The following is a 21,080-nucleotide window of genomic DNA, read 5'->3' as shown; positions in this document are numbered from 1 at the left end:
TTGAGTCGGTGGGCCGTTGGGCCGTCGGGTCGGTGGGTCGGTGGGTCGGTGGGTCAGCTGTAGTCGGCGGTGCTGCGCACCTCGCCGAAGCGCGGGAAGGTCCGCCGCACGGCGAACTCGTGCTCGTCCGCCGCCAGTCCGGACATCGCGTCGGCCACGAACTCCAGCTCGTAGCCGTGGTCGGAGGCGGCACGGGCGGTGGACTCGACCCCCATCGTCGTGACGAGCCCGGCCATCACCAGGGTGTCCACGCCGAGCCCGCGCAACCGCTCGTCCAGCGCGGTGCCGTAGAACGCGCCGACGGTGCGCTTGACCACCACGACGTCCCCCTCCTGCACCAGGGCGTCGGCGAATCCGCTGCCCGGCGGCTGCTCGGTCACGCCGGGGCGGTCGACCCGCACCAGCACCACGGGCCGCCCGGCCGCCCGGAACCCCTCGGCCAAGGCGCGGCAGCGCGCGAGCACGTCCTCGCCGGAGTGCGGCGCGAGGGGGAGGGCGATGATGCGGGGCATCAGGTCGATGAGGATCAGTGCGCTGGCCATGGCGCGATCGTAGAACGCCCGACGCCCGACGCCCGACGCCCGACGCCCGACGCCCGACGCCCGACGCCCGAGGCCGGGGGCCGGGGGACGGGGGCTCTCGCGGCTCGATGCGGTGCGGGGCGTTCCCCGGGGGAGGAGCATCGGGGGAGAGACATCGCGAGAGGACAATCGGCCGACGCGCCTTGCCCCGTTGGAGAGTTGGACTATCTTTCTTCCGTGGACCAGCTGATCGCCGAAGACCCGACCCGCATAGGGCCCTACCGACTGATCGCCCGGCTGGGCGCGGGCGGCATGGGCCTGGTCTATCTGGGCCGCTCCGAGGGCGGACGCACCGTGGCAGTGAAGGTGGTGCAGGCCGAGTTCGCCGGGCACCCCGAATTCCGCAGGCGCTTCGCGCGCGAGGTCGCCGCCGCGCGCCGGGTGGGCGGCAGTTGGACCGCGGACGTCCTCGACGCCGACCCCGAGGCCGCGATCCCCTGGGTGGCCACCCAGTACATCCCGGGCCCCGACCTGCAGACCGTGGTCGCCAAGGACTACGGCCCGCTGCCCGAGCGTTCGGTCCACACCCTCGCCAACCGCCTCGCCCTCGCCCTGCGCGCCGTGCACGAGGTCGGGCTGATCCACCGGGACCTCAAGCCCTCCAACGTCCTCGTCACCGTCGATGCCCCGCGCGTCATCGACTTCGGCATCGCGCGGGCCATGGACAGCCTGGCCGGGGACAGCCTGCACACGCACACCGGCATGCTGATCGGATCGCCCGGCTTCATGTCGCCGGAACAGGTCCGCGGACTCGAACTCACCCCCGCCAGCGACGTCTTCTGTCTGGGCGCCGTCCTCGTCTACGCGGCCACCGGGCGCCTGCTCTTCGGCGCGACCGACACCGGGCTGAATGCCCACCTCTTCCGGATCGCGGAGGAGGAGGCGGACCTGACCGGTGTACCGGACTCGCTCGTCGAGCTGGTCCGCGCATGCCTGCACAAGGACCCGACCCAGCGGCCCACCCCCGAGGAGGTGGCCGAGCGCACGGCCGCCGAGCAGGAGGGGGAGTGGCTGCCCGGCGCGGTCCTGGCCCAACTCGGCCGGCACGCCGCGCAACTCCTCGACTTCGCCCCCGCCCCCGCCCCCACCCCCGCCACTGCCCCTGCCGGCGCCCGCGCCGAAGGCCGCGCCGAGTCGGTCGCCGCGGGGGCGGACCCCCGCGTCCCGTCCGCGGGAACACCGGAGCAGGCCCGTCAGTTGCCCCCGCCACCCGCGTACGCCCCGACGCCCCCTTCGCCGCTGATCCCCGGGCAGGGCTTCGGCCCGCCGCCGGACCCGTTCCCCGGCGCCTGGCCCACAGCCCCCCAGGACTCCCCCCGGACCTCCGAGCCGCCGCACCCGCGGCGGTGGTGGGGCCTGGCCGTCGTCGCCCTGGCCCAGCTGATGGTGCTGCTCCAGGTCACGGGCTTCGGATTCCTGCTCCCGGGCATCCAGGCCGACCTGCACCTGGCCGCCAAGGAGATGAACGGCCTGGGCAACGCCTACGCCCTGGCCTTCGGTGGCCTGTTGCTGATCGGCGGACACCTCGCGGACCTCCTGGGCCGCAAACGGACCCTGGTCGTCGGCGTGATCGGCTTCGCGTCGGCCTGCGCACTCGGCGGCGCGGCCGGCGACGTCGACGCGCTCGTCTGGGCCCGCGCCCTCCAGGGCGTCTTCGGCGCGCTGTTGACGGCTTCCGCGCTGGCCTTGGTCGCCAACGGCTTCACCGACCCGAAGGAGCGCGGCAGGGCCTTCGGTGTGTACGGCTCGATCGTCGGCAGCGGTTCGGTACTCGGGCTGTGCGTGAACGGCTGGCTCGTCGAAAGCCTCGCCTGGCGCTGGTGCTTCTTCTCCGGCGTCCTCCTCTCCGTGATCGTCCTGATCGGTGTCCTCTCCCTGGTGCACGACCGCCGGGGGAGCACCGCGGCGCGTCCGGACCCGCTCGGCGTCATCCTCGGCTCGGCCGCCTTCGCCGCGCTGTCCTACGGTCTGCTGGGCAACCAGCCCAGCGGATGGATCCTCACTCCTCTCGTCCTGATCCTGCTCGTCGGGGGCGTCCTCCTGCTCGTGGCCTTCCTGTGGTGGCAGAGCAGGGCGGCGAACCCCCTCTTCCCCGCGGACCGCGACCGCATCGGCGCCTTCCTAGCCCTGGCCCTGGCCGGCATCGGCCTCTTCACCCTCTTCGTGGCCCTGACCTTCTACCTGCAAGCCGTACAGGGCTTCGCCCCGCTCGCGGCCGGGCTGCACCTGCTGCCCCTGGTCGGTGCGAACGTCATCGCCGCCACCCTGATCGCCCCCCGGTTGCTACGGCGTGCCGCAGCGCGCGTCGTGATCGTCGCGGGCCTGGTCGGCACGTCCGCCGGGCTGGCGTTGCTCGCCGCTCTCGCGAACGACAGCCAGTACACGTGGCCGGTCCTGCCCGGCATCCTGCTCGTGGGCCTCGGCTCCGGCCTGTTCCTCACGGCGCTCTTCGCCCTCGCGACCGAGACCGCCGAGCAGCACTCCGGCGGGGCCTCGGCAGTCGTCAGCGCGGCCCAGCAGCTGGGCCTGGCCATCGGCGCGGCCATGCTCAGCGCCATGATCACGACCCGCATGCAAGGGGTGCGTGCCAAGAACGCGTTGATGCTGCCCGTGAGGGTCCGTGAGGAGCTGCTGAGCGGCTACACGACCGGCCTGTGGTGGACCTGCGGGGCCACTCTGCTCGCGGCCCTGCTCGCCGCCGTACTGATCACGGCCAGGCCCGCCCGGCTCGACGCCTCCCCCGGCTCAGCCTCCAGCCCGGGCTGAGCTCAGTCCCGTATGCGGGGGAGGGCCCCGGCCGCCGCTCTCAGGCTCCGGTCACCCCTCCGCTCCGCCGGGAAGAACTCCGCCGAGAAGAACGGTGCGGGCGTCGTGTGCCCCCGTCCGCCGAGCGTGGCTCCCGGCAGTATCCCGGCGCACGCCCGCTCGGCCACGGTGGCCGGCTCGCAGCAGCCCCGCAGCTCCCGCGGTCGCCGCAGCTGCGCCGCCGCCTCCGGCTCCGCGCTCCCCAACCACGCATCGGCCGCCGGGAAGTTGGGGATGCGCACCTCCTGGCCGGCCGCGGCGGCGAACTCCTCGCCCGTGGCCTCGTACCAATGCTCCTGAGTGATCACGCTTGCGTTCATGACCGTGCCCCCGTCCGAGTCGCTGTTCACCTTCTCTATCGAAACGCTACGCAGCGTTTCGATAAACGGTAGCGGCTATGGTGAGGCGGTGTCAACCAATCCCACCCCCCGCACCGGTGGCCGCCTCCGCAACGAGGAAGCCCACCGATCCGTCCTAGAGGCCACCGCCGCCCTCCTCGTGGAGAACGGCTACGGAGCCCTCACCATCGAGGGCGTCGCCAAGCGGGCCGACGTCGCCAAGAGCACGGTCTACCGCTGGTGGAAGACCAAGCCGGAACTCGTCATGGACGCCTCGTTCCATGTCCCCACCCGCGCCCCTGACCCCGGCTCGGCCCCCGCCCCCGCCCCCGGCTCCGCCCCGGAGCCCGACACGGGTTCCCTCGCGGGTGACCTCACCGCGTTCCTCGCCGCCCTCTACGACGCGGCCGCCGACCCCGTCCGCGCCCGCGCGCTCACCGGCCTCGCGGCCGAGGCCCAGCTCGACCCCGGCTCCGCCGCGCCCTTCCGGGCCTGGGCCCGGGACCGGCGCGAGGTGGTCCTGGCCCTTCTCGCCCGCGCCGTCGCGCGCGAGGAGATTCCTGGGGCGACCGATGTCGAGCGCGCCGCCGACCTCGTCCTCGGCCCCTTCTGGTACCGACTCCTCGTCATGGGGGCCCCGCCGGCCCGCGCCGAGGGCGCGGCCCATGCGGCCACCGTCCTCCACGGACTCGTGGGGAGCGAGAGGAGTGAGAGGAGTGAGAGAAGCAAGTGAAGTGCGGGGAGTGCGGGGAGTGCGGGGGGCACGGGGCGCCGGGGCCCGGAAGGGAAACGATGCGCACGAGGCTGCCGTGCACGGGGAGGTGGGCGGGTGGACAGCCCAGAGTGACCGACAGTGCGGCCGAATTCGCTCGTGTGAGCTAATGGCCGCGAAGTCGCGCGACCATGGAATGTAAGGAAAGTGCCCCAGGTGGGATTCGAACCCACACTGTCCGCTGTTTGAGAGCGGCCTCTCTGACCAGTTGGAGTACTGGGGCCTACGAAACGAAGGACTCAACGAACCCTGCGCGAGACCACCTTACAGGAGCTAGGTAGGCTCAGGGGAGCTGTTATGCCCCGCAACGAGGAGCCCTCCGTGACCGCCGAGCACGAGTCGTCGCCCACACCCGTCGACGCCGACCAGTCGCATGTCCCGCCGCTGACGACCCGCGTCGTCATCGCCGAGGACGAGGCGCTCATCCGGCTGGACCTGAAAGAGATGCTGGAGGAGGAGGGCTACGCCGTCGTCGGCGAGGCCGGGGACGGTCAGCGCGCCGTGGAGTTGGCCCGCGAGCACCGGCCCGACCTGGTCATCCTGGACGTGAAGATGCCCGTCCTGGACGGGATCTCCGCCGCCGAGGTGATCGCCGAGGAGTCGATCGCCCCGGTCCTGATGCTGACCGCCTTCTCGCAGCGCGACCTCGTCGAGCGGGCCCGGGACGCAGGGGCCATGGCGTACCTGGTCAAGCCGTTCTCCAAGAGCGACGTGGTCCCCGCCATCGAGATGGCCGTGTCCCGCTTCGCCGAGCTGCGCGCCCTGGAGAAGGAGGTCGCCGACCTCTCGCTCCGGTTGGAGACCCGCAAGCTCGTGGACCGTGCCAAGAGCATCCTGCAGACGCAGTACGGCCTGAGCGAGCCCGCCGCCTTCCGCTGGATCCAGAAGACCTCCATGGACCGCCGCATGTCGATGCAGCAGGTCGCCGAGGCGGTCATCGAGGACGCCGAGGAGAAGAAGAACGCCGCGGCGGCGGCCAAGGACTAGGCAGCCGAGGACGAGGTGGCGGGCCGGCCGCGGGCCGGCCCCGCGCCCCCCGCTACGCAGCCGGCCCGCCCCGAGGATTCGGGGCGGGCCGGCTGCGTTGTATGTCAGGTCGGTCGGATCAGTCCTCGCCGAGGTACGCCTTGCGGACGTCCTCGTTGACGAGCAGCTCGCGGCCCGGGCCCGACAGGACGATCTTGCCGATCTCCATGACGTGGCCCTGGTCGGCGAGCGAGAGCGCGGCCTGCGCGTTCTGCTCGACCAGCAGGATCGTGGTGCCCGCCGCCTTGAGCTCGGCGATGGTCGCCATGATCTTCTGCATCATGATCGGCGAGAGGCCCATGGACGGCTCGTCCAGCATCAGCAGCTTCGGCCGGCACATGAGCGCGCGACCCATCGCCAGCATCTGCTGCTCGCCGCCCGAGAGGGTGCCCGCGGCCTGCTTGCGCCGCTCGCCCAGGATGGGGAACAGCTCGTAGGCGCGCTGGACGTCCTTCTGGATGCCTTCCTTGTCCTTGCTCAGGAAGGCGCCGAGGAGGAGGTTGTCCTCGATCGTCATGCGCGGGAAGATGTGCCGCCCCTCGGGGGAGTGGGCGAGCCCGAGCGCGACGATGTCGTGCGCGGGGGTCTTCTTCAGCGACTTGCCGTTGAAGCGGATCTGGCCGCCGCGCGGCTTGATCAGGCCCGACAAGGTCCGCAGGGTGGTCGTCTTGCCCGCACCGTTGGTGCCGATGAGGGTGACGATCTGGCCGGCCTCGACGCTGAACGAGATGCCCTTGACGGCTTCGATCTTGCCGTAGGCGACCCGGAGGTCCTCGACCTCGAGGAGTGCGGTCACTTGGCTTCTCCGTCCGTGCTGGTGGTGCTGTGCGCCTCGGCGGCCTCGACCTCGGCGACTTCCTCGGCGCCGGGGGCGCCTTCGAAGGGCTCGCCCAGGTAGGCGGCGACGACGCGCTCGTCGCCCTGGACCTCGGCCGCGGTGCCCTCGATGAGCTTCTCGCCCTGCACGAGGCAGGCGACGCGGTCGCAGAGGTTGAAGATGAAGCGCATGTCGTGCTCGATGACGAGAACGGCGATGCCCTGGTCCCGGATGGCGAAGATCAGCTCTTCGGTCGCCCGGGTCTCCTGCGGGTTCATGCCCGCGGTGGGCTCGTCGAGCAGGATCAGCCCGGGGTCGCTCGCGAGGGCGCGGGCGATCTCCAGCTTGCGCTGCTCACCGTAGGGCAGGTTGCGCGCGAGGTGCTCGGCCTTGTGGGCCAGACCGATGAACTCCAGGAGTTCGAGGGCCTTCTCGCGGCTGGCGGCCTCCTCGCGGTGGAAGCCGGGCAGTCGCAGCAGCGAGGACCACAGTCCCTGCTTGGTCCGGGTGTGCCGGCCGACCAGTACGTTCTCCAACACCGTCATGTTGTTGAAGAGACGGATGTTCTGGAAGGTACGGGCGATACCGGCCGCGGTGACCTTGTACGACTTGGGCGGCAGGACCGTGCCCTTGTACCGGACCTCACCCTCGGTGGGGATGTAGAGGCCGGTGAGGCAGTTGAAGAAGGTGGTCTTGCCGGCGCCGTTGGGGCCGATGAGGCCGACGATCTCGCCGCTCTTGACGGTGAGGTCGACGTTCCGGACGGCCGTGAGGCCGCCGAAGCGCATCGTGACGCCGCGCGCGTCCAGGACGGTCTCCGCCGTGCTGGCGGCGGGGGCGTCGGTGGTGGTGGTCGTCATGGGTTCAGACCCCTGCCTTGCCGAGGACCGTGGGCGCTTCCATGTCCTCGTGGAGTTCGAGCTGGTTGCGCCGGTTGGGGATGATGCCTTCGGGGCGCAGGCGCATCAGGACGATGAGCGCGAGCCCGAAGATGAGCAGCTGCTTGTCGCCCATGAACTGGAGCTTGTTGGGCAGCAGGAAGAGCAGCGAGCCACCGATGAGGGGACCGGCGATGGTTCCCATGCCGCCCAGGACCACGGCGGCGAGCAGGAACGCGGAGTTCGGCGGGACCGTGTTGGCGAAGACGTACTGCTCGGGCGTCACGGTGTACTGGACGTGGGCCTGAACGGCACCGGCCAGACCGGCCAGGGTGGCGCCGAGGGCGAAGGCGATGAGCTTGACCCGGAAGCCGTTGATGCCCATGGCCTCGGCGGCGGTCTCGTCCTCGCGGATGGCGACCCAGGCGCGACCGATGCGGGACTCCGAGCTGCGGCGGAAGACCATCACCACGATGAGGGTGATGACGAGCATCAGCAGGAAGTAGTTCGCGAAGCGGCCGATGGTGAATCCGGCGATGGTGTGTTCGGCGCCGAAGTCGAAGCCGAAGAGGTCCACGTTCGGGATCGAGGAGATGCCGTTGGGACCGTTGGTGACGTCCGGGCCGGAGATGCCGTCGAGGTTGTTCATCGAGATCCGGAAGATCTCACCGAAGCCGAGCGTCACGATGGCGAGGTAGTCGCCGCGCAGCCGCAGGGTCGGGGCGCCGATCAGCACGCCGAAGACCATCGAGGCGGCGGCGCCGATGAGGAGCGCGGCCCAGAAGGGCAGGTGCACGCCGAAGGGCGAGTTGGGCGAACCGGAGACCAGGGCCGCGGTGTAGGCGCCGACACCGAGGAAGGCGACGTAACCGAGGTCGAGGAGGCCGGTGAGGCCGACGACGATGTTCAGGCCCAGGGCGACGGTGGCGAAGATGAGGATGTTGACGCCGAGGGTCGCGTACTGGTCGTCGGTCTGGGTGAAGGGGAAGGCCGCGGCCGCGACGAACGCCCCGATGAGGGCGACGTTGCGGTGCCGACCGGTGATCGCCGAGAAGCGGGCGATGAGGCCGGCCTTGTTGAGCGCGCCGAAACCGAAGCTCGCGGTGATCAGGAAGCCGATGAAGAGTTCCTGGTACGGGGTGCCGATGCCGAAGGTGAAGACGCCGAGGGCGACGCCCAGGAGGCCCGCGATGAGCAGGATCTCCAGGTAGGCGGGCAGCACCTTGGCCGGACGGACCGGCCCGTTGGCGAAGGCGGCCTTGACGTTGGCCCACTGGTTGCGGCTGTCCAGCTTGAAGTTGTCCCAGCCGCTGTCCTCGGGGTCGGGGGTCTCGGGGACCGCCCGCTCGAAGGGCAGCGCCAGGGCGCCCACCAGGGCGAGCAGGCTGACGACCGCGAGGAAGAAGCCACCGGGCTCCAGATCCACGAGGTGGCCGAGCTTGCTGATGATCGCGATGACCGTGTACCAGGCGGTGGCGAAGGCGGCGAGGGCGGAGAGCTTGATCGCCGCGTCGGCACCGGCCGGGGCCAGCCAGCCCAGGCCCTTGACCCCGTACGACGCGAGGCCGAAGAGGGCGGTCATCAGGCCGCCGACGAGGACCAGCCACTGCAGGCCCGCGGGGGAGCCGTAGAAGGTGAGGTCCCCGGGGAACGCGGCGGTCCAGGTCCAGGAGAGGAAGGCGGAGAGGGCGGTGAGCGCGCCGCCGACGGTGGCGAGGGCGCGGCCGGTCTTCTCGGGGAGGGGAACGAAGCCCCGGGCAGCGGCGGTCTGCGGGATGTCCGCGGTGTTGGTCGTCATGGTTGTCACGCCCTGTCCGCCACGCGCTGGCCCAGCAGGCCCTGGGGCCGGAAGAGCAGCACGAGGATGAGGAGTACGAACGCCCAGGTGTTGCCCCAGGTCTGACCGCCCAGCTGGTGGAAGCCGGGGATGTCCGCGATGTAGGCCGTGGCCATGGTCTCGGCGAGGCCGAGGACGAGGCCGCCGATCATCGCGCCGTAGATGTTGCCGATGCCACCGAGGACGGCCGCGGTGAAGGCCTTGAGGCCGAGCAGGAAGCCCATCTTGTAGTTGATCTCGCCGTACTTGAGGCCGTACGCGACGGCTCCGACGGCGGCGAACACGGCGCCGAGGGCGAACGCGACCGTGATGATGCGGTCGGTGTTGATGCCCATGAGCTTGGCGGTGTCCGGGTCCTGCGCGGTGGCCTGCATACCGCGTCCGGTGCGGGTCTTGAGGACGAAGTAGCCGAGGAAGGCCATCGAGATCGGGGCGGCGATCAGCAGGAACACGTCACCGGTCTGGATGGTGACGTTGCCGATGTTGAAGGGTCCGCCGGAGATCTCGGGGAAGACGATGGAGGACTTCGCGTCCGGGTACCAGGCCCAGACCGCCTGCTGGAGGGCGAGCGAGAGGCCGATGGCGGTGATGAGCGGGGCCAGGCGGGGAGCGTTCCGCAGGGGGCGGTAGGCGAAGCGTTCGGCTCCGACGGCGAAGAGGGTCGCCACGATGACAGCGCCTATGAGCATGAGGGGCAGCGCGATCCACATGGTGGTGCCCGAGGGGAGGATCGACCAGACCGTGAAGGCGCCGAAGCCTCCGGTCATGAAGATCTCGCCGTGCGCGAAGTTGATGAGCTGGACAATGCCATAAACCATCGTGTAGCCGATGGCGACGAGCCCGTACATGGATCCCAGTAGCAGGCCGTTGACCAGCTGTTGCGGCAGTTCGTGCACCGCAGGTCCTCCGAGTCTTTCGACGGATGTGACACCGCGCGGGGCGCTTGGTGCGCGCCCCGCGCGGCAGGAGTGAGGTGGTGCGGGCCGGTTACTTGGCGGGGTAGGTGCCCGACTCGACGGCCTTGAAGTCCGGTCCGTCGACCTTGTAGACGGTCAGCTGCTTGTTGGTGGCGTCACCGAACTCGTCGAAGGAGACCTTGCCGGTCACACCGTCGAAGGAGACGCCCTGAACGGCCTCGAGCACCTTGGCGCGGGCACCCTCGGGGAGCTTGCCGTTGTTGGCGTCGACCGTCTTCTTGACGGCCTCGATGATCGCCCAGGCGGAGTCGTACGAGTAGCCGCCGTAGGCCGCGTACGGGTCCTTGAAGCCGGCCTTCTTGTAGTTCGCGATGAACTCCGTGGCGGACGGCAGGGTCTCGACGGGCGCACCGACCGAGGTGGCCATGTCACCCGCGGCGGCGGGGCCGGCCAGGTCGACGAACTTCTTGTCGAAGATGCCGTCGCCACCGATGAGCGGGATGTTGGCGCCCGCGGCCTTGATCTGCTTGCTGAGCGGGCCGGCGGCCGGGTACTCGCCACCGTAGTAGACGACGTCGGCGCCGGAGTTCTTGACCTGCGTCACGATCGCCGAGAAGTCCTTGGACTCCGGGTCGATGTGGCCCTCGCCGGCGACGGCGCCGCCGAGCTTGGTGAACTCGCCCTTGAAGGTGGCGGCCAGACCGGCGCCGTAGGTCTTCTTGTCATCGATGAGGAAGACCTTCTTCTTGCCCCCCTTGTTGAAGAGGTACTGCGCCGCGAACGGGCCCTGGATGGCGTCCGTGGTGGCGGTGCGGAAGTAGCTCTTGTAGGTGCGGACCTTCTGGCCGGTGGCCCAGTTCGGACCCTGCGTGAGGGACGGGCTGGTGTTGGCCGGGGAGATCTGGGCGAGCTTGGCGTCGTCGAAGACCTTCTGCATCGACTCGGACACCGAGGAGTTCAGCGGGCCCACGACGCCGAGGACGTCCTTGTCGGCGACGAGCTTGGTGGCGTTCTGCTGTCCGGAGGACGGCTGGGCCTGGTCGTCGAGCGCCTGGATCTTGAAGGTGACGCCCTTGACGTACTTCTTCTCGTTGGCGGTCTTGACCGCGAGGTCGACCGAGTTCTTGATGCCGAGACCCAGGGCGGACAGGTCACCGGTCAGCGGGGCGTCCACGCCGATGGTGACCGTGACGTCGCCGCCGCCGGAGGTGTCCGACTTGTTGTCGCGGGAGCCACAGGCGGTGAGAGTGAGAGCGCCCGCGGCGAGGGCGGCCGTCACGGCGATGAGCGAACGATGACGCACGATCAGTCCTTTCCTGGCGCCGCGTCCCCCCTGGGACGCGCCGAGTCGAACGCGGGGAACCGAACTGAATGGCATCCGGCGGTCGCGGTAACTGGCCGTGACTCTAAGCCGCCCACCGGACGATATGGAGGGCTCAGGCCAATGATGTGACTCTCTTGTTATGCCACGGCGTAATACATAGCGGATCTCTGGGGGTGGAACGGGGGAATTCCGGCCGGTTCGTCTTGTCCGCATGCTGAGATGCGGCAGGACTGTCGGGTGGTTTAAGTCCTTACAGGCCAGGCTGCTCAAGGGTTTTGGTCATGACGCGGGCGTGGGGTCCACATCTCGGCCTACGGGACAGGCCCTGGTCAGAGCGGTGGAAAGATCCCTGGCATATCGGTCACCGAGGATGTAACTGTGATCCTCTTTCTGGAATCCATTACTCAGGGTTACTTCCAGAAATGGGAGCCCCGCATTCCGTGCAACATGCACACAGTCCGCCACGTGAATCTCCACAACAACCTCACGGACTTCTCCGGCAGCCACGATGACGGGTGAGGGTGGTCGTACGGTCACCGTCAGTGCCCGCGACGGCTGGCCGATCCGCTCGATCGTCACCGCCGGTCCGGCGGACGTGCGTGCACGCACAGTGAACCTGAGGGCAGTGCCCGCCGGGGTCGTTTCCAGCGGTTCCGGCTCCCCGTAGGTCAGCGCCAGGGTCTGCGAGGGTGCGGCCGGCGGCGGAGCCGGTACGGGCGCGGGCGGCCGGGGTCGCACGGCGTAGAGGTAGCCCCCGCCGAGGCCGAGGGCGACCAGCAGGGCCACTGCCGCCACCGCGGGGCGGTGTCGGGCGTAGCGGTCGCGGGCGCGGCCCAGGAGGGCGCGGGGGGCGCCGGCGGGTCCGGGGGCGGCTCCAGCGGCGGCTCCAGCGGCGGGGAGGTCCCCGGCGGGCCCGTCCGTGAGGTCGTCGGGCTCCCGGCCCGCGGTGCCCTCGCCCGGTTCGACCGGGCCGATGCCGCTCATCCCCAGGGACCGCCGGTCGCCGTCGCCGTCGCGGTCGCCGCGGAGCGGTGGTGCGCGGCGCAGCGCTCGCGGGCCCCGCGGGCGGCGAGCCGCCGGGCGGCCGCGTCGGCGGCGGCGGTGCCTTCGGGGGCCTTGGCCCGGCGTTCGGCGCGGGCGTCGGCGAGCACGGCCCGCAGGATCTCGTTCTGGTCGCCGGACAGGCCCATGGACTGGTAGTCCAGGCCGACGGGGTCGCCCCCCGCGCCGTCCCCGTCCAGCACGACGCCGGCCCAGTGCGTGATCAGCGCGGTGCAGAGGTCCTCGGGCGGGGTGGGCCGTGGTGCGGGGGCGGCGCCGGTCGCGGGCGGCGACGTACCGGCGGTGGGCCCTGAGGCGCGTCCCGGGGCGGTGTCGTCGCCCGCGTCCCGGTCGGGCCCGGAGCAGCCCGTGAGCGTGGCGGCGAGGAGCGTCGCGGCGCAGGCTGTCAAGGCGCCGCGCGGCGCCGGTCCGGATCCCATGCGGGAACGCTAGACCGGCGTCGCGGTGAGGGCAACTGGTCAGTCGTTACGGGGCTGTTGCGCCTCGACGTCGCGCAGCAGGCAGGTGAGGCGGGCCGTGCAGATCCGGCGGTCCTGGTCGTCGGTGATGACGATCTCGAAGGTGGTGGTGGTACGCCCCTTGTGGACCGGGGTCGCGGTGCCGGTGACCAGGCCGGACCGGGCGCCGCGGTGGTGGGTGCAGTTGAGGTCCACGCCGACCGCGACCTTGTTGATGCCGCCGTGCATCATCGCGCCGACGGACCCGAGGGTCTCGGCGAGCACCGCGGAGGCGCCGCCGTGCAGCAGCCCGTACGGCTGGGTGTTGCCCTCGACGGGCATGGTGCCCACGACCTTGTCGGCGGAGGCCTCCAGGACGCGGATGTCCATGCGCTCGCCGAGGTGCCCGGCGGAGAACAGCGAGGGCAGGTCGATGCCCAGCGCCGCGTACTCGTCCAGGACCTCCTGCGGGAACTTCACGGCGTGCTGCTCGCCCATGGGCCTGCTCCGTTCGTCAACGTTCGTTAACCGTCTTGTCCGAAGGGCCGTTCTATCAGGTCCCCCGAGCGCCCTCCGGGCCGGTTCACGGGACCTGTTCGCCGGACCCGTTCGCCGGACCGGTCACCGCGCCGGTTCGAAGCGCACGACGACGGACTTGCTGGCCGGGGTGTTGCTGGTGTCCGCGGTCGAGTCGAGGGGGACCAGCACGTTGGTCTCCGGGTAGTACGCGGCGGCGCAGCCGCGCGCCGTCGGGTAGTGCACCACCCGGAAGCCGGGCGCGCGCCGCTCCACCCCGTCGCGCCACTCGCCCACGATGTCCGTGTACGCGCCGTCGGCGAGCCCGAGCTCGGCGGCGTCCTCGGGGTTGACCATGACCACGCGACGGCCGCCGGTGATGCCGCGGTAGCGGTCGTCGAGGCCGTAGATCGTGGTGTTGTACTGGTCGTGGCTGCGCAGGGTCTGGAGCAGCAGCCGACCCGCGGGGACCCGGGGGTACTCCACCGGGGCCGCGGTGAAGTTCGCCTTGCCCGTCTTCGTGGGGAAGCGCCGCTCGTCGCGGGGGGCGTGCGGCAACTGGAAGCCGCCGGGAGCCGCGACGCGGGCGTTGAAGTCCGCGAAGCCGGGGACCACGCGCGCGATGCGGTCGCGGATGGTGGCGTAGTCCTTCTCGAACTCCTCCCACGGGGTGCGGGAGGCGGCGCCGAGGACCGCGCGGGCGAGCCGGGCGACGATGGCGGGCTCGGAGAGCAGCTGGGGGCCGGCGGGCGCGAGGTTGCCGCGCGAGGCGTGGACCATGCCCATCGAGTCCTCGACGGTCACGAACTGCTTGCCGCCCGCCTGGACGTCCTTGTCCGTACGTCCCAGGGTGGGCAGGATCAGGGCCCGCCGCCCGGTGACCGCGTGCGAGCGGTTGAGCTTGGTCGACACGTGGACGGTGAGGGCGGCGCGGCGGATCGCGGCCTCGGTGACCGCGGTGTCGGGCGTGGCACCGACGAAGTTCCCGCCCATGGCGAAGAGGACCTTGGCCTTGCCGTCGCGCAGCGCCTGGATGGAGCGGACCACGTCGTAGCCGTGCGAGCGCGGCGAGGTGATGCCGAATTCCGCGTCGAGGGCGTCGAGGAAGGCGGGCGCGGGGCGCTCGAAGATCCCCATGGTGCGGTCGCCCTGCACGTTCGAGTGGCCGCGCACGGGGCAGACCCCGGCGCCGGGGCGGCCGATGTTGCCGCGCAGCAGGAGGAGGTTGACGACCTCGCGGATGGTGGCGACGGAGTGCTTGTGCTGGGTGAGGCCCATGGCCCAGCAGACGATGGTCCGCTCCGAGGCCAGGATCATGGCCAGGGCGCGCTCGATCTCGGGGCGGGTCAGGCCGGTCGCGGTGAGGGTGTCCGCCCAGTCGGTGTCCTTCGCGGCCGCGGCGAAGTCCTCGTACCCGTGGGTGTGCTCCCGGATGAACGCCTCGTCGGTGGCGCCCTCCGTCTCCAGGACCAGCTTGTTGAGCAGCCGGAAGAGGGCCTGGTCGCCGCCGATGCGGATCTGCAGGAAGAGGTCGTTGAGGGCGGTGCCCTTGAGCATGCCGACCGGGTTCTGCGGGTTCTTGAACCGCTCCATCCCGGCCTCGGGCAGCGGGTTCACCGAGATGATCTTCGCCCCGGCGGACTTGGCCTTCTCCAGCGCGGACAGCATGCGCGGGTGGTTCGTGCCCGGGTTCTGTCCGGCGACGATGATCAGGTCGGCCCGGTGCAGGTCTTCGAGCGAGACGCTGCCCTTGCCGATGCCGATCGTCTCCGTCAGCGCGGAGCCCGAGGACTCGTGGCACATGTTGGAACAGTCCGGCAGGTTGTTCGTGCCGAACTCGCGCGCGAAGAGCTGGAAGAGGAACGCCGCTTCGTTGCTGGTGCGGCCCGAGGTGTAGAAGAGCGCCTCGTCGGGGGAGTCGAGCGCGGTCAGCTCCTGCGCGATGATCTCGAAGGCCCGCTCCCAGCCGACCGGCTCGTACCGGTCGCCGCCCTCGGGGAGCAGCATCGGCTGCGTGATCCGCCCCTGCTGGCCGAGCCAGTAGCCGCTGCGCTGCGCCAGGTCGGCCAGCGGGTGGGCGGCGAAGAACTCCGGGGTGACCCGGCGCAGGGTGGCCTCCTCGGCCACGGCCTTGGCGCCGTTCTCGCAGAACTCGGCGGTGTGCCGCTTGTCGCCCTCGGGCCAGGCGCAGCCGGGGCAGTCGAAGCCGCCCTTCTGGTTGACCTTGAGCAGGGTCCGCGCGGTGCGCGCGACGCCCATCTGCTGCTGGGCGATCCGCAGGGTGTGCCCGATGGCGGGCAGGCCGGCCGCGGCGTGCTTCGGGGGCGCGACCTGCGGCGCGTCCTGGACGGGATCACCTGAGGGCGGCTTGGTCGCCATGTCGGCTCCACTTCGAGCGCGTGTACGAGTGCAGCACGTGTTGCCGCAGATTTCGATCCTTTCACGGTCGCGCGGACACCGGGAGGGCGGTCCGGGGTGCGCGAAGCCGGGCGCAGGTGCGCCGGGGGCGGCAGGGGGGACGCGTGCGCCGAGCGGGGCGGCGGACGCGCCTCGCGCGGGGGCGCGCCCGGCCCCGGGTCCGCTGCCCGGGTGACGGGCGGCGCCGGAATTGTCAGCGGAGCCGCCTAGGATCGGGGCGTGGCAGATTCAGCAGCGAAGAAGACCGACCAGCCGCCCGTAGCGGACCGCCCCCGCCTGATGCTCATGGACGGGCACTCCCTGGCCTACCGGGCGTTCTTCGCGCTGCCCGCGGAGAACTTCACGACCGCCGGCGGCCAGCCGACGAACGCCGTCTACGGCTTCGCGTCGATGCTGGCGAACACGCTGCGCGACGAGGCGCCCACGCACTTCGCCGTGGCCTTCGACGTCTCGCGCAAGACCTGGCGCTCGACGGAGTTCCCCGAGTACAAGGCGAACCGCTCCAAGACCCCCGACGAGTTCAAGGGGCAGGTCGAGCTGATCGGCGAGCTGCTCGACACGATGAGCGTGCCGCGCTTCGCGGTCGACGGCTTCGAGGCCGACGACGTGATCGCCACCCTCGCGACCCAGGCCGAGGCCCTCGGCTTCGACGTGCTGATCGTCACCGGAGACCGGGACTCCTTCCAGCTGGTCTCCGAGCGCACCACCGTCCTCTACCCCACCAAGGGCGTCTCGGAGCTGACCCGCTTCACGCCCGAGAAGGTGGAGGAGAAGTACGGCCTCACCCCGCAGCAGTACCCCGACTTCGCGGCGCTGCGCGGCGACCCGTCCGACAACCTGCCCGGCATCCCGGGCGTCGGCGAGAAGACCGCCGCCAAGTGGATCAACCAGTTCGGTTCCTTCGCCGAGCTGGTCGAGCGCGCCGACGAGGTCAAGGGCAAGGCCGGGCAGAACTTCCGCGACCACCTGGACGCGGTCAAGCTGAACCGGGTCCTCACCGAGATGGTGCGCGACGTCGAGCTCCCCAAGACCCCCGCCGACCTGGCGCGCGCCCCGTACGACCGCACCGCCATGACCGGCGTGCTGGACGTGCTGGAGATCCGCAACGCCTCGCTGCGCGAGCGGCTGCTCGCGGTCGACCCGGGCGCGGCCGAAGAAGAGGCACCCGCCCCGGCGGCCGGAGTCGAGCTCGACGCCTCGGTGCTGGGCGCGGGCGAGCTGGCCCCCTGGCTGGAGGGCCGCGCGGGAGCCGCGCTGGGCGTCGCGACCGTCGACAGCTGGGCGCTGGGCGCGGGCCGGATCACCGAGGTGGCGCTGGCCGCCGCCGACGGCGCCGCGGCCTGGTTCGAGCCGTCCGCGCTGGACGAGGCCGACGAGCGCGCCTTCGTCAGCTGGGCCTCGGACGCGGCCCGCCCCAAGGTGGTGCACAACGCCAAGGCCCTCATGCGGGTCTTCCCCGAGCACGGCTGGAGCCTGGCGGGCGTCGCCATGGACACCGCCCTCGCCGCCTACCTGGTCAAGCCGGGCCGCCGGTCCTTCGACCTGGACGTGCTGTCCCAGGAGTACCTGCACCGGGAGCTGGCCCCCGCCGCGGCCGACGGCCAGCTCGCCTTCGGCGCCGACGACACCGCCGAGGCCGAAGCGCTGATGGCACAGGCCCGCGCGGTCCTCGACCTGGGCGGGGCCTTCACGGGCCGACTCGCCGAGGTCGGCGCCACCGAGCTGCTCCACGACATGGAGCTGCCCACCTCCGAGCTGCTCGCCCGGATGGAGCGGTACGGCATCGCCGCCGACCACGAGCACCTCGAAGCGATGGAGCAGCAGTTCGCCGGCGCGGTGCAACAGGCCGTCAAGGAAGCGCACGCCGCGGTGGGCCACGAGTTCAACCTCGGCTCGCCCAAGCAGCTCCAGGAAGTGTTCTTCGGCGAGCTGGACCTGCCCAAGACGAAGAAGACCAAGACCGGCTACACCACCGACGCGGACGCGCTGGCCTGGCTGGCCACCCAGACCGAGCACGAACTGCCCGTGATCATGCTGCGCCACCGCGAGCAGGCCAAGCTGCGGGTCACCGTCGAGGGCCTGGTCAAGTGCATCGCCGCCGACGGCCGGGTGCACACCAGCTTCAGCCAGACCGTCGCGGCGACCGGCCGCCTGTCCTCCACCGACCCGAACCTGCAGAACGTGCCGGTGCGCACCGACGAGGGCCGGGCCATCCGGCGCGGCTTCGTCGTCGGCGAGGGCTTCGAATCGCTGATGACGGCCGACTACAGCCAGATCGAGCTGCGCGTCATGGCGCACCTCTCCGAGGACGAGGGCCTGATCGAGGCCTTCGCGACCGGCGAGGACCTGCACACCACCGTGGCCTCGCAGGTCTTCGGCGTGGAGCGGTCCGCCGTCGACGCCGAGATGCGCCGCAAGATCAAGGCGATGTCCTACGGCCTGGCCTACGGGCTCTCCGCCTTCGGCCTCGCCCAGCAGCTGAACATCGAGCCCGCCGAGGCGCGCGGCCTGATGGAAACCTTCTTCGAGCGGTTCGGCGGGGTGCGGGACTACCTCCAGCGCGTGGTCGAGGAGGCCCGTGCCACCGGGTACACGGAGACGGTCCTGGGCCGCCGCCGCTACCTCCCCGACCTCAACAGCGACAACCGCCAGCGCCGCGAGGCCGCCGAGCGGATGGCGCTGAACGCCCCGATCCAGGGCACCGCCGCCGACATCGTCAAGGTCGCGATGCTGCGCGTGGACCGGGCGCTCACCGAGGCCGGCCTCACCTCGCGGATGCTGCTCCAGGTGCACGACGAAATCGTGCTGGAGATCGCCCCCGGCGAGCGCACGGCCGTCGAGGAGCTGGTGCGCCGCGAGATGGCCGCCGCCGTCGACCTGCGGGCCCCGCTGGACGTGTCCGTGGGCGTGGGCGGGGACTGGGAGTCCGCCGCGCACTGACGCCGGCGACCGCCAGGGCCGTACGGACGCCCGTCCCCGCTACCGGCTGGGGACGGGCGTCCGCGTTTCCCCGGTGTCCCGGGCTCCCCGGCCGTCGAGGTCCGGCCCATCGAGGTCCGGCCCGTCGAGGTCCGGGCCGCCGTCGCGGTCCCGGTCGCGCTCGCGGTTCCGGCCGCCGCGGTGGCGCAGGCGCACCAGGACCCCGTACAGCAGGAGCGCCACGGCGAGCCCGCCGCCGGCGCCGAAGCAGACGGTCGGGATGATGTCGAGCGGGCTGCGGATCCGGTCGAAGTACGTGAAGAAGCGGGCGACCCGCAGCCACACCACGACGCCCACGCAGACCACGGCGAGCGCGACGGCCGCCCAGCGGTCCACCCGCCCCAGGACCGGTACGCACTCGGGCACGGCGGACCGCGGCAGCCGGCGCAGCGCGCTCACCACGAACCAGGTGAGCGTGACGGCGGCCAGCGCCGAACTGCCGTACTGCAGCCAGGTGTAGAGGGGCAGCCCGAAGGCCAGCGGGCGACCGAGGTCGGGCAGCATCCGCATGCCCCAGCGGTCCATGTGCGTGAAGCTGTCCCACATGACGTGCGTGAGCGAGCCGAGCACCGCGGAGAGGTAGAACCGCAGGGCCAGCACCGGCAGTCGGCCCCCGCGCCAGTCCTCACCGCGGACCAGCGCGTGCACCCGGCCGCGGGTCCGCCGGGGGAGCAGCGCGACCAGGGGCTCGCGCAGCAGCAGCCAGCAGCCGACGAGGGCCGCGGTCAGGGCGGCGTCGAGGGTGAGGACGCCCGCCGCCGAATGCGCGAAGTCGCCGTGGACCATCACCCCTTGGACGACGGCGTCCGCGAAGTAGAAGGTGTCGGGCGCGAACGAGCCCAGTACCAGGGCGGAGGCGACCAGTGGCCCCCGCGCGCGGCCGGTCCGGCGGAGCGCCGGAAGGACGGCGGCCGCGTGGCTGAGTGTGAACGGCATGACGCCTCTCGTTGGTCGTCGGTGGGTGCTCGCTTACTTCGGTGCAATGCGCCCCGAACGGTCGGGACAGTATGCGTGACCTGCGCAAGACGTGCGGAAGTGGTGAATTCCGTAGCCGGGTTGATGCAGTGTGAAGCGAGTTGACGTACCGTCTCGCGGACGTCGAGGGGGAGGGGTCGGCCCATGCCGGTTCGGTCGAAGGTGCGTTCAGCCCGGTCCACGGTTCGTTTCGGCCACGGGTGGCTCAGGGGCGGTCTGGCGGTCGTGGTGTCGGCCCTGGTGGCGGGGGCCGTGACCGGTTCGCAGGCGCCGGGCGCGCTCGTGCTCGCGGATGCCGGGGGCGGCGCGCGCTCCGAACGGCCCGCCGCCGCCCCGGCTCCGGGCAACGAGGCCGGCGGCGACTCCGCCTACTTCACCGAACTCCCGCCCTTGGCCAGCCCCGAGCCGCCCGCCGTGGTGCCGGCGGCGGACACCCCCGGGCCCGCCCCCACCCCGGCGGCCCCGGCCGCGGGGGAAGCGGTCGCCACGGGCCCGGCGGAAGGCGCGCAGGGGATACCGGCGAGCGTGCTGGCGGCGTACCGGGGCGCGGAGCAGAAGATCGCGGCGAGCGATCCGGGGTGCGGGCTGCGCTGGCAACTGCTCGCGGCGATAGGCAAGGTCGAGTCCGGGCAGGCGCGCGGCGGGCAGGTGGACTCCGCGGGGACGACGCTGCGGCCCATCCTGGGGCCCGTGCTCGACGGCAACGGCTTCGCGAACATCCCGGACACGGACGGCGGGGCGTACGACGGCGACGCCGCCCACGACCGCGCGGTGGGGCCGATGCAGTTCATCCCCTCCACCTGGGCGTCCTGGGGCCAGGACGCGAACGGCGACGGACGGCGGGACCCGAACAACGTGCACGACGCGGCCCTCGCCGCCGGCCGCTACCTCTGCGCCGGCACGCGGGACCTGCGGGTGGGCGCGGACCTGGACCGGGCGGTCCTCTCCTACAACTACTCGACGGAGTACCTGACGACGGTGCGGTCCTGGTACGCGTACTACCTGAAGGGCGCGCACGAGGTACCGGACGGGAGCGGGGGCGCCGGCACGGGTTCGGGCACGGGTACGGGTACGGGTACGGGCCCGGTGACGCAGCCGTCCACGAAGCCGACGCCGACGCCGACCCCGAAGCCCAGCCCGACTCCGACTCCGAGCCCGAAGCCGACCCCCACCCCCACGCCGACGCCGTCGCCGACCCCCACGCCGACGCCGTCGCCCAGCACCTCCGCCAGCCCGAAGCCGAGCCCGAAGCCGAGCCCGAGCGCGTCCGCGACGCCCTCCGCGCCCGCCGCGAGCCCGTCGCCCAAGGCTTCGCCCACGACCTCGCCCAAGGCTTCGCCCAAGGCCTCCCCGAGCGGGTCCCCGAGCGGGCCGGCGGCGGGCACGGAAAGCCCGTAG

At 71.6% G+C, this 21,080-nt stretch carries 16 protein-coding genes and 1 tRNA gene; 5 read left to right on the top strand and 12 right to left on the bottom strand.

Translation table 11 applies throughout. The features are described from left to right. Window positions 1-53: 53 nt before the first annotated feature. Entirely contained in the window at window positions 54-542 is a 489-nt protein-coding gene (locus tag ACIBEA_RS09345; RefSeq protein ID WP_399259235.1) for an isochorismatase family protein, read from the bottom strand. A gap of 216 nt (window positions 543-758) precedes the next feature. On the opposite strand from ACIBEA_RS09345, the gene ACIBEA_RS09340 reads away from it, so the two are divergent. Then, entirely contained in the window at window positions 759-3,347 is a 2,589-nt protein-coding gene (locus tag ACIBEA_RS09340) for an MDR family MFS transporter (RefSeq protein WP_399259234.1), read from the top strand. A 2-nt stretch (window positions 3,348-3,349) separates the two neighbouring features. Here ACIBEA_RS09340 and ACIBEA_RS09335 read toward each other — a convergent pair whose 3' ends face one another. Continuing rightward, window positions 3,350-3,706 (bottom strand): hypothetical protein, encoded by a 357-nt coding sequence (locus tag ACIBEA_RS09335; RefSeq protein ID WP_399259233.1) that lies wholly within the window; start codon window positions 3,704-3,706, stop codon window positions 3,350-3,352. 88 nt (window positions 3,707-3,794) lie between these two features. Here ACIBEA_RS09335 and ACIBEA_RS09330 point away from each other — a divergent pair, with 88 nt between their 5' ends. After that, the gene (locus ACIBEA_RS09330) at window positions 3,795-4,457 is read left to right on the top strand and encodes a TetR/AcrR family transcriptional regulator (RefSeq protein ID WP_399259232.1); all 663 of its coding nucleotides are present in this window, start codon (window positions 3,795-3,797) and stop codon (window positions 4,455-4,457) included. A 187-nt stretch (window positions 4,458-4,644) separates the two neighbouring features. Here ACIBEA_RS09330 and ACIBEA_RS09325 read toward each other — a convergent pair. Continuing rightward, window positions 4,645-4,719: transfer RNA gene (locus ACIBEA_RS09325), tRNA-Leu, on the bottom strand. 74 nt (window positions 4,720-4,793) lie between these two features. Here ACIBEA_RS09325 and ACIBEA_RS09320 point away from each other — a divergent pair. Next, complete coding sequence (locus tag ACIBEA_RS09320) at window positions 4,794-5,483, top strand: ANTAR domain-containing response regulator (protein ID WP_399259231.1); 690 nt, start codon at window positions 4,794-4,796, stop codon at window positions 5,481-5,483. Window positions 5,484-5,601: 118 nt separating this feature from the next. On the opposite strand, the gene ACIBEA_RS09315 is transcribed toward ACIBEA_RS09320, so the two are convergent. The 8 genes from ACIBEA_RS09315 to ACIBEA_RS09280 all read right to left on the bottom strand — a co-directional run bounded on the left by ACIBEA_RS09315 (window position 5,602) and on the right by ACIBEA_RS09280 (window position 15,689). Continuing rightward, complete coding sequence (locus tag ACIBEA_RS09315; protein WP_354383322.1) at window positions 5,602-6,318, bottom strand: ABC transporter ATP-binding protein; 717 nt, start codon at window positions 6,316-6,318, stop codon at window positions 5,602-5,604. Continuing rightward, window positions 6,315-7,199 carry an ABC transporter ATP-binding protein gene (locus ACIBEA_RS09310; RefSeq protein ID WP_354383323.1) on the bottom strand — a complete coding sequence of 295 codons (885 nt, stop codon included), beginning with the start codon at window positions 7,197-7,199 and terminating at the stop codon, window positions 6,315-6,317. The genes ACIBEA_RS09315 and ACIBEA_RS09310 overlap by 4 nt, the downstream gene beginning before the upstream one ends. A 4-nt stretch (window positions 7,200-7,203) precedes the next feature. Beyond that, the gene (locus ACIBEA_RS09305) at window positions 7,204-9,024 is read right to left on the bottom strand and encodes a branched-chain amino acid ABC transporter permease (RefSeq protein ID WP_399259230.1); all 1,821 of its coding nucleotides are present in this window, start codon (window positions 9,022-9,024) and stop codon (window positions 7,204-7,206) included. Then, a complete protein-coding gene (locus ACIBEA_RS09300) occupies window positions 9,021-9,950 on the bottom strand; it encodes a branched-chain amino acid ABC transporter permease (protein WP_354383325.1) in 930 nt (309 codons plus the stop codon). Before ACIBEA_RS09300 ends, ACIBEA_RS09305 begins: the two co-directional genes overlap by 4 nt. Before the next feature lie 91 nt (window positions 9,951-10,041). Further along, the gene (locus ACIBEA_RS09295) at window positions 10,042-11,274 is read right to left on the bottom strand and encodes a branched-chain amino acid ABC transporter substrate-binding protein (RefSeq protein WP_385777971.1); all 1,233 of its coding nucleotides are present in this window, start codon (window positions 11,272-11,274) and stop codon (window positions 10,042-10,044) included. A gap of 1,001 nt (window positions 11,275-12,275) precedes the next feature. Further along, window positions 12,276-12,776 (bottom strand): hypothetical protein, encoded by a 501-nt coding sequence (locus ACIBEA_RS09290; protein ID WP_399259229.1) that lies wholly within the window; start codon window positions 12,774-12,776, stop codon window positions 12,276-12,278. 39 nt (window positions 12,777-12,815) lie between these two features. Then, window positions 12,816-13,292, bottom strand: coding sequence for a PaaI family thioesterase (locus ACIBEA_RS09285; RefSeq protein ID WP_399259228.1), 477 nt, complete (start codon window positions 13,290-13,292; stop codon window positions 12,816-12,818). Between the two features lie 123 nt (window positions 13,293-13,415). Next, window positions 13,416-15,689: an FdhF/YdeP family oxidoreductase gene (locus ACIBEA_RS09280; protein WP_399259227.1), complete on the bottom strand. Its 2,274-nt coding sequence runs from the start codon at window positions 15,687-15,689 to the stop codon at window positions 13,416-13,418. A gap of 258 nt (window positions 15,690-15,947) precedes the next feature. On the opposite strand from ACIBEA_RS09280, the gene polA reads away from it, so the two are divergent. Beyond that, window positions 15,948-18,668 carry a DNA polymerase I gene (gene polA, locus ACIBEA_RS09275; RefSeq protein WP_399259226.1) on the top strand — a complete coding sequence of 907 codons (2,721 nt, stop codon included), beginning with the start codon at window positions 15,948-15,950 and terminating at the stop codon, window positions 18,666-18,668. A 39-nt stretch (window positions 18,669-18,707) separates the two neighbouring features. Here the strand turns inward: polA and ACIBEA_RS09270 are convergent, their stop codons facing one another. Continuing rightward, a complete protein-coding gene (locus ACIBEA_RS09270; RefSeq protein ID WP_399259225.1) occupies window positions 18,708-19,643 on the bottom strand; it encodes a DUF4184 family protein in 936 nt (311 codons plus the stop codon). A 183-nt stretch (window positions 19,644-19,826) separates the two neighbouring features. Here ACIBEA_RS09270 and ACIBEA_RS09265 point away from each other — a divergent pair, with 183 nt between their 5' ends. Next, window positions 19,827-21,080, top strand: coding sequence for a lytic transglycosylase domain-containing protein (locus ACIBEA_RS09265; protein WP_399259224.1), 1,254 nt, complete (start codon window positions 19,827-19,829; stop codon window positions 21,078-21,080).

The sequence above is a fragment of the Streptomyces sp. NPDC051555 genome, assembly GCF_044454405.1.
Lineage (GTDB): Bacteria > Actinomycetota > Actinomycetes > Streptomycetales > Streptomycetaceae > Streptomyces.
Note: the sequence above shows the minus strand (reverse complement) of the source record. Positions and strands in the feature narration are given on the sequence as shown.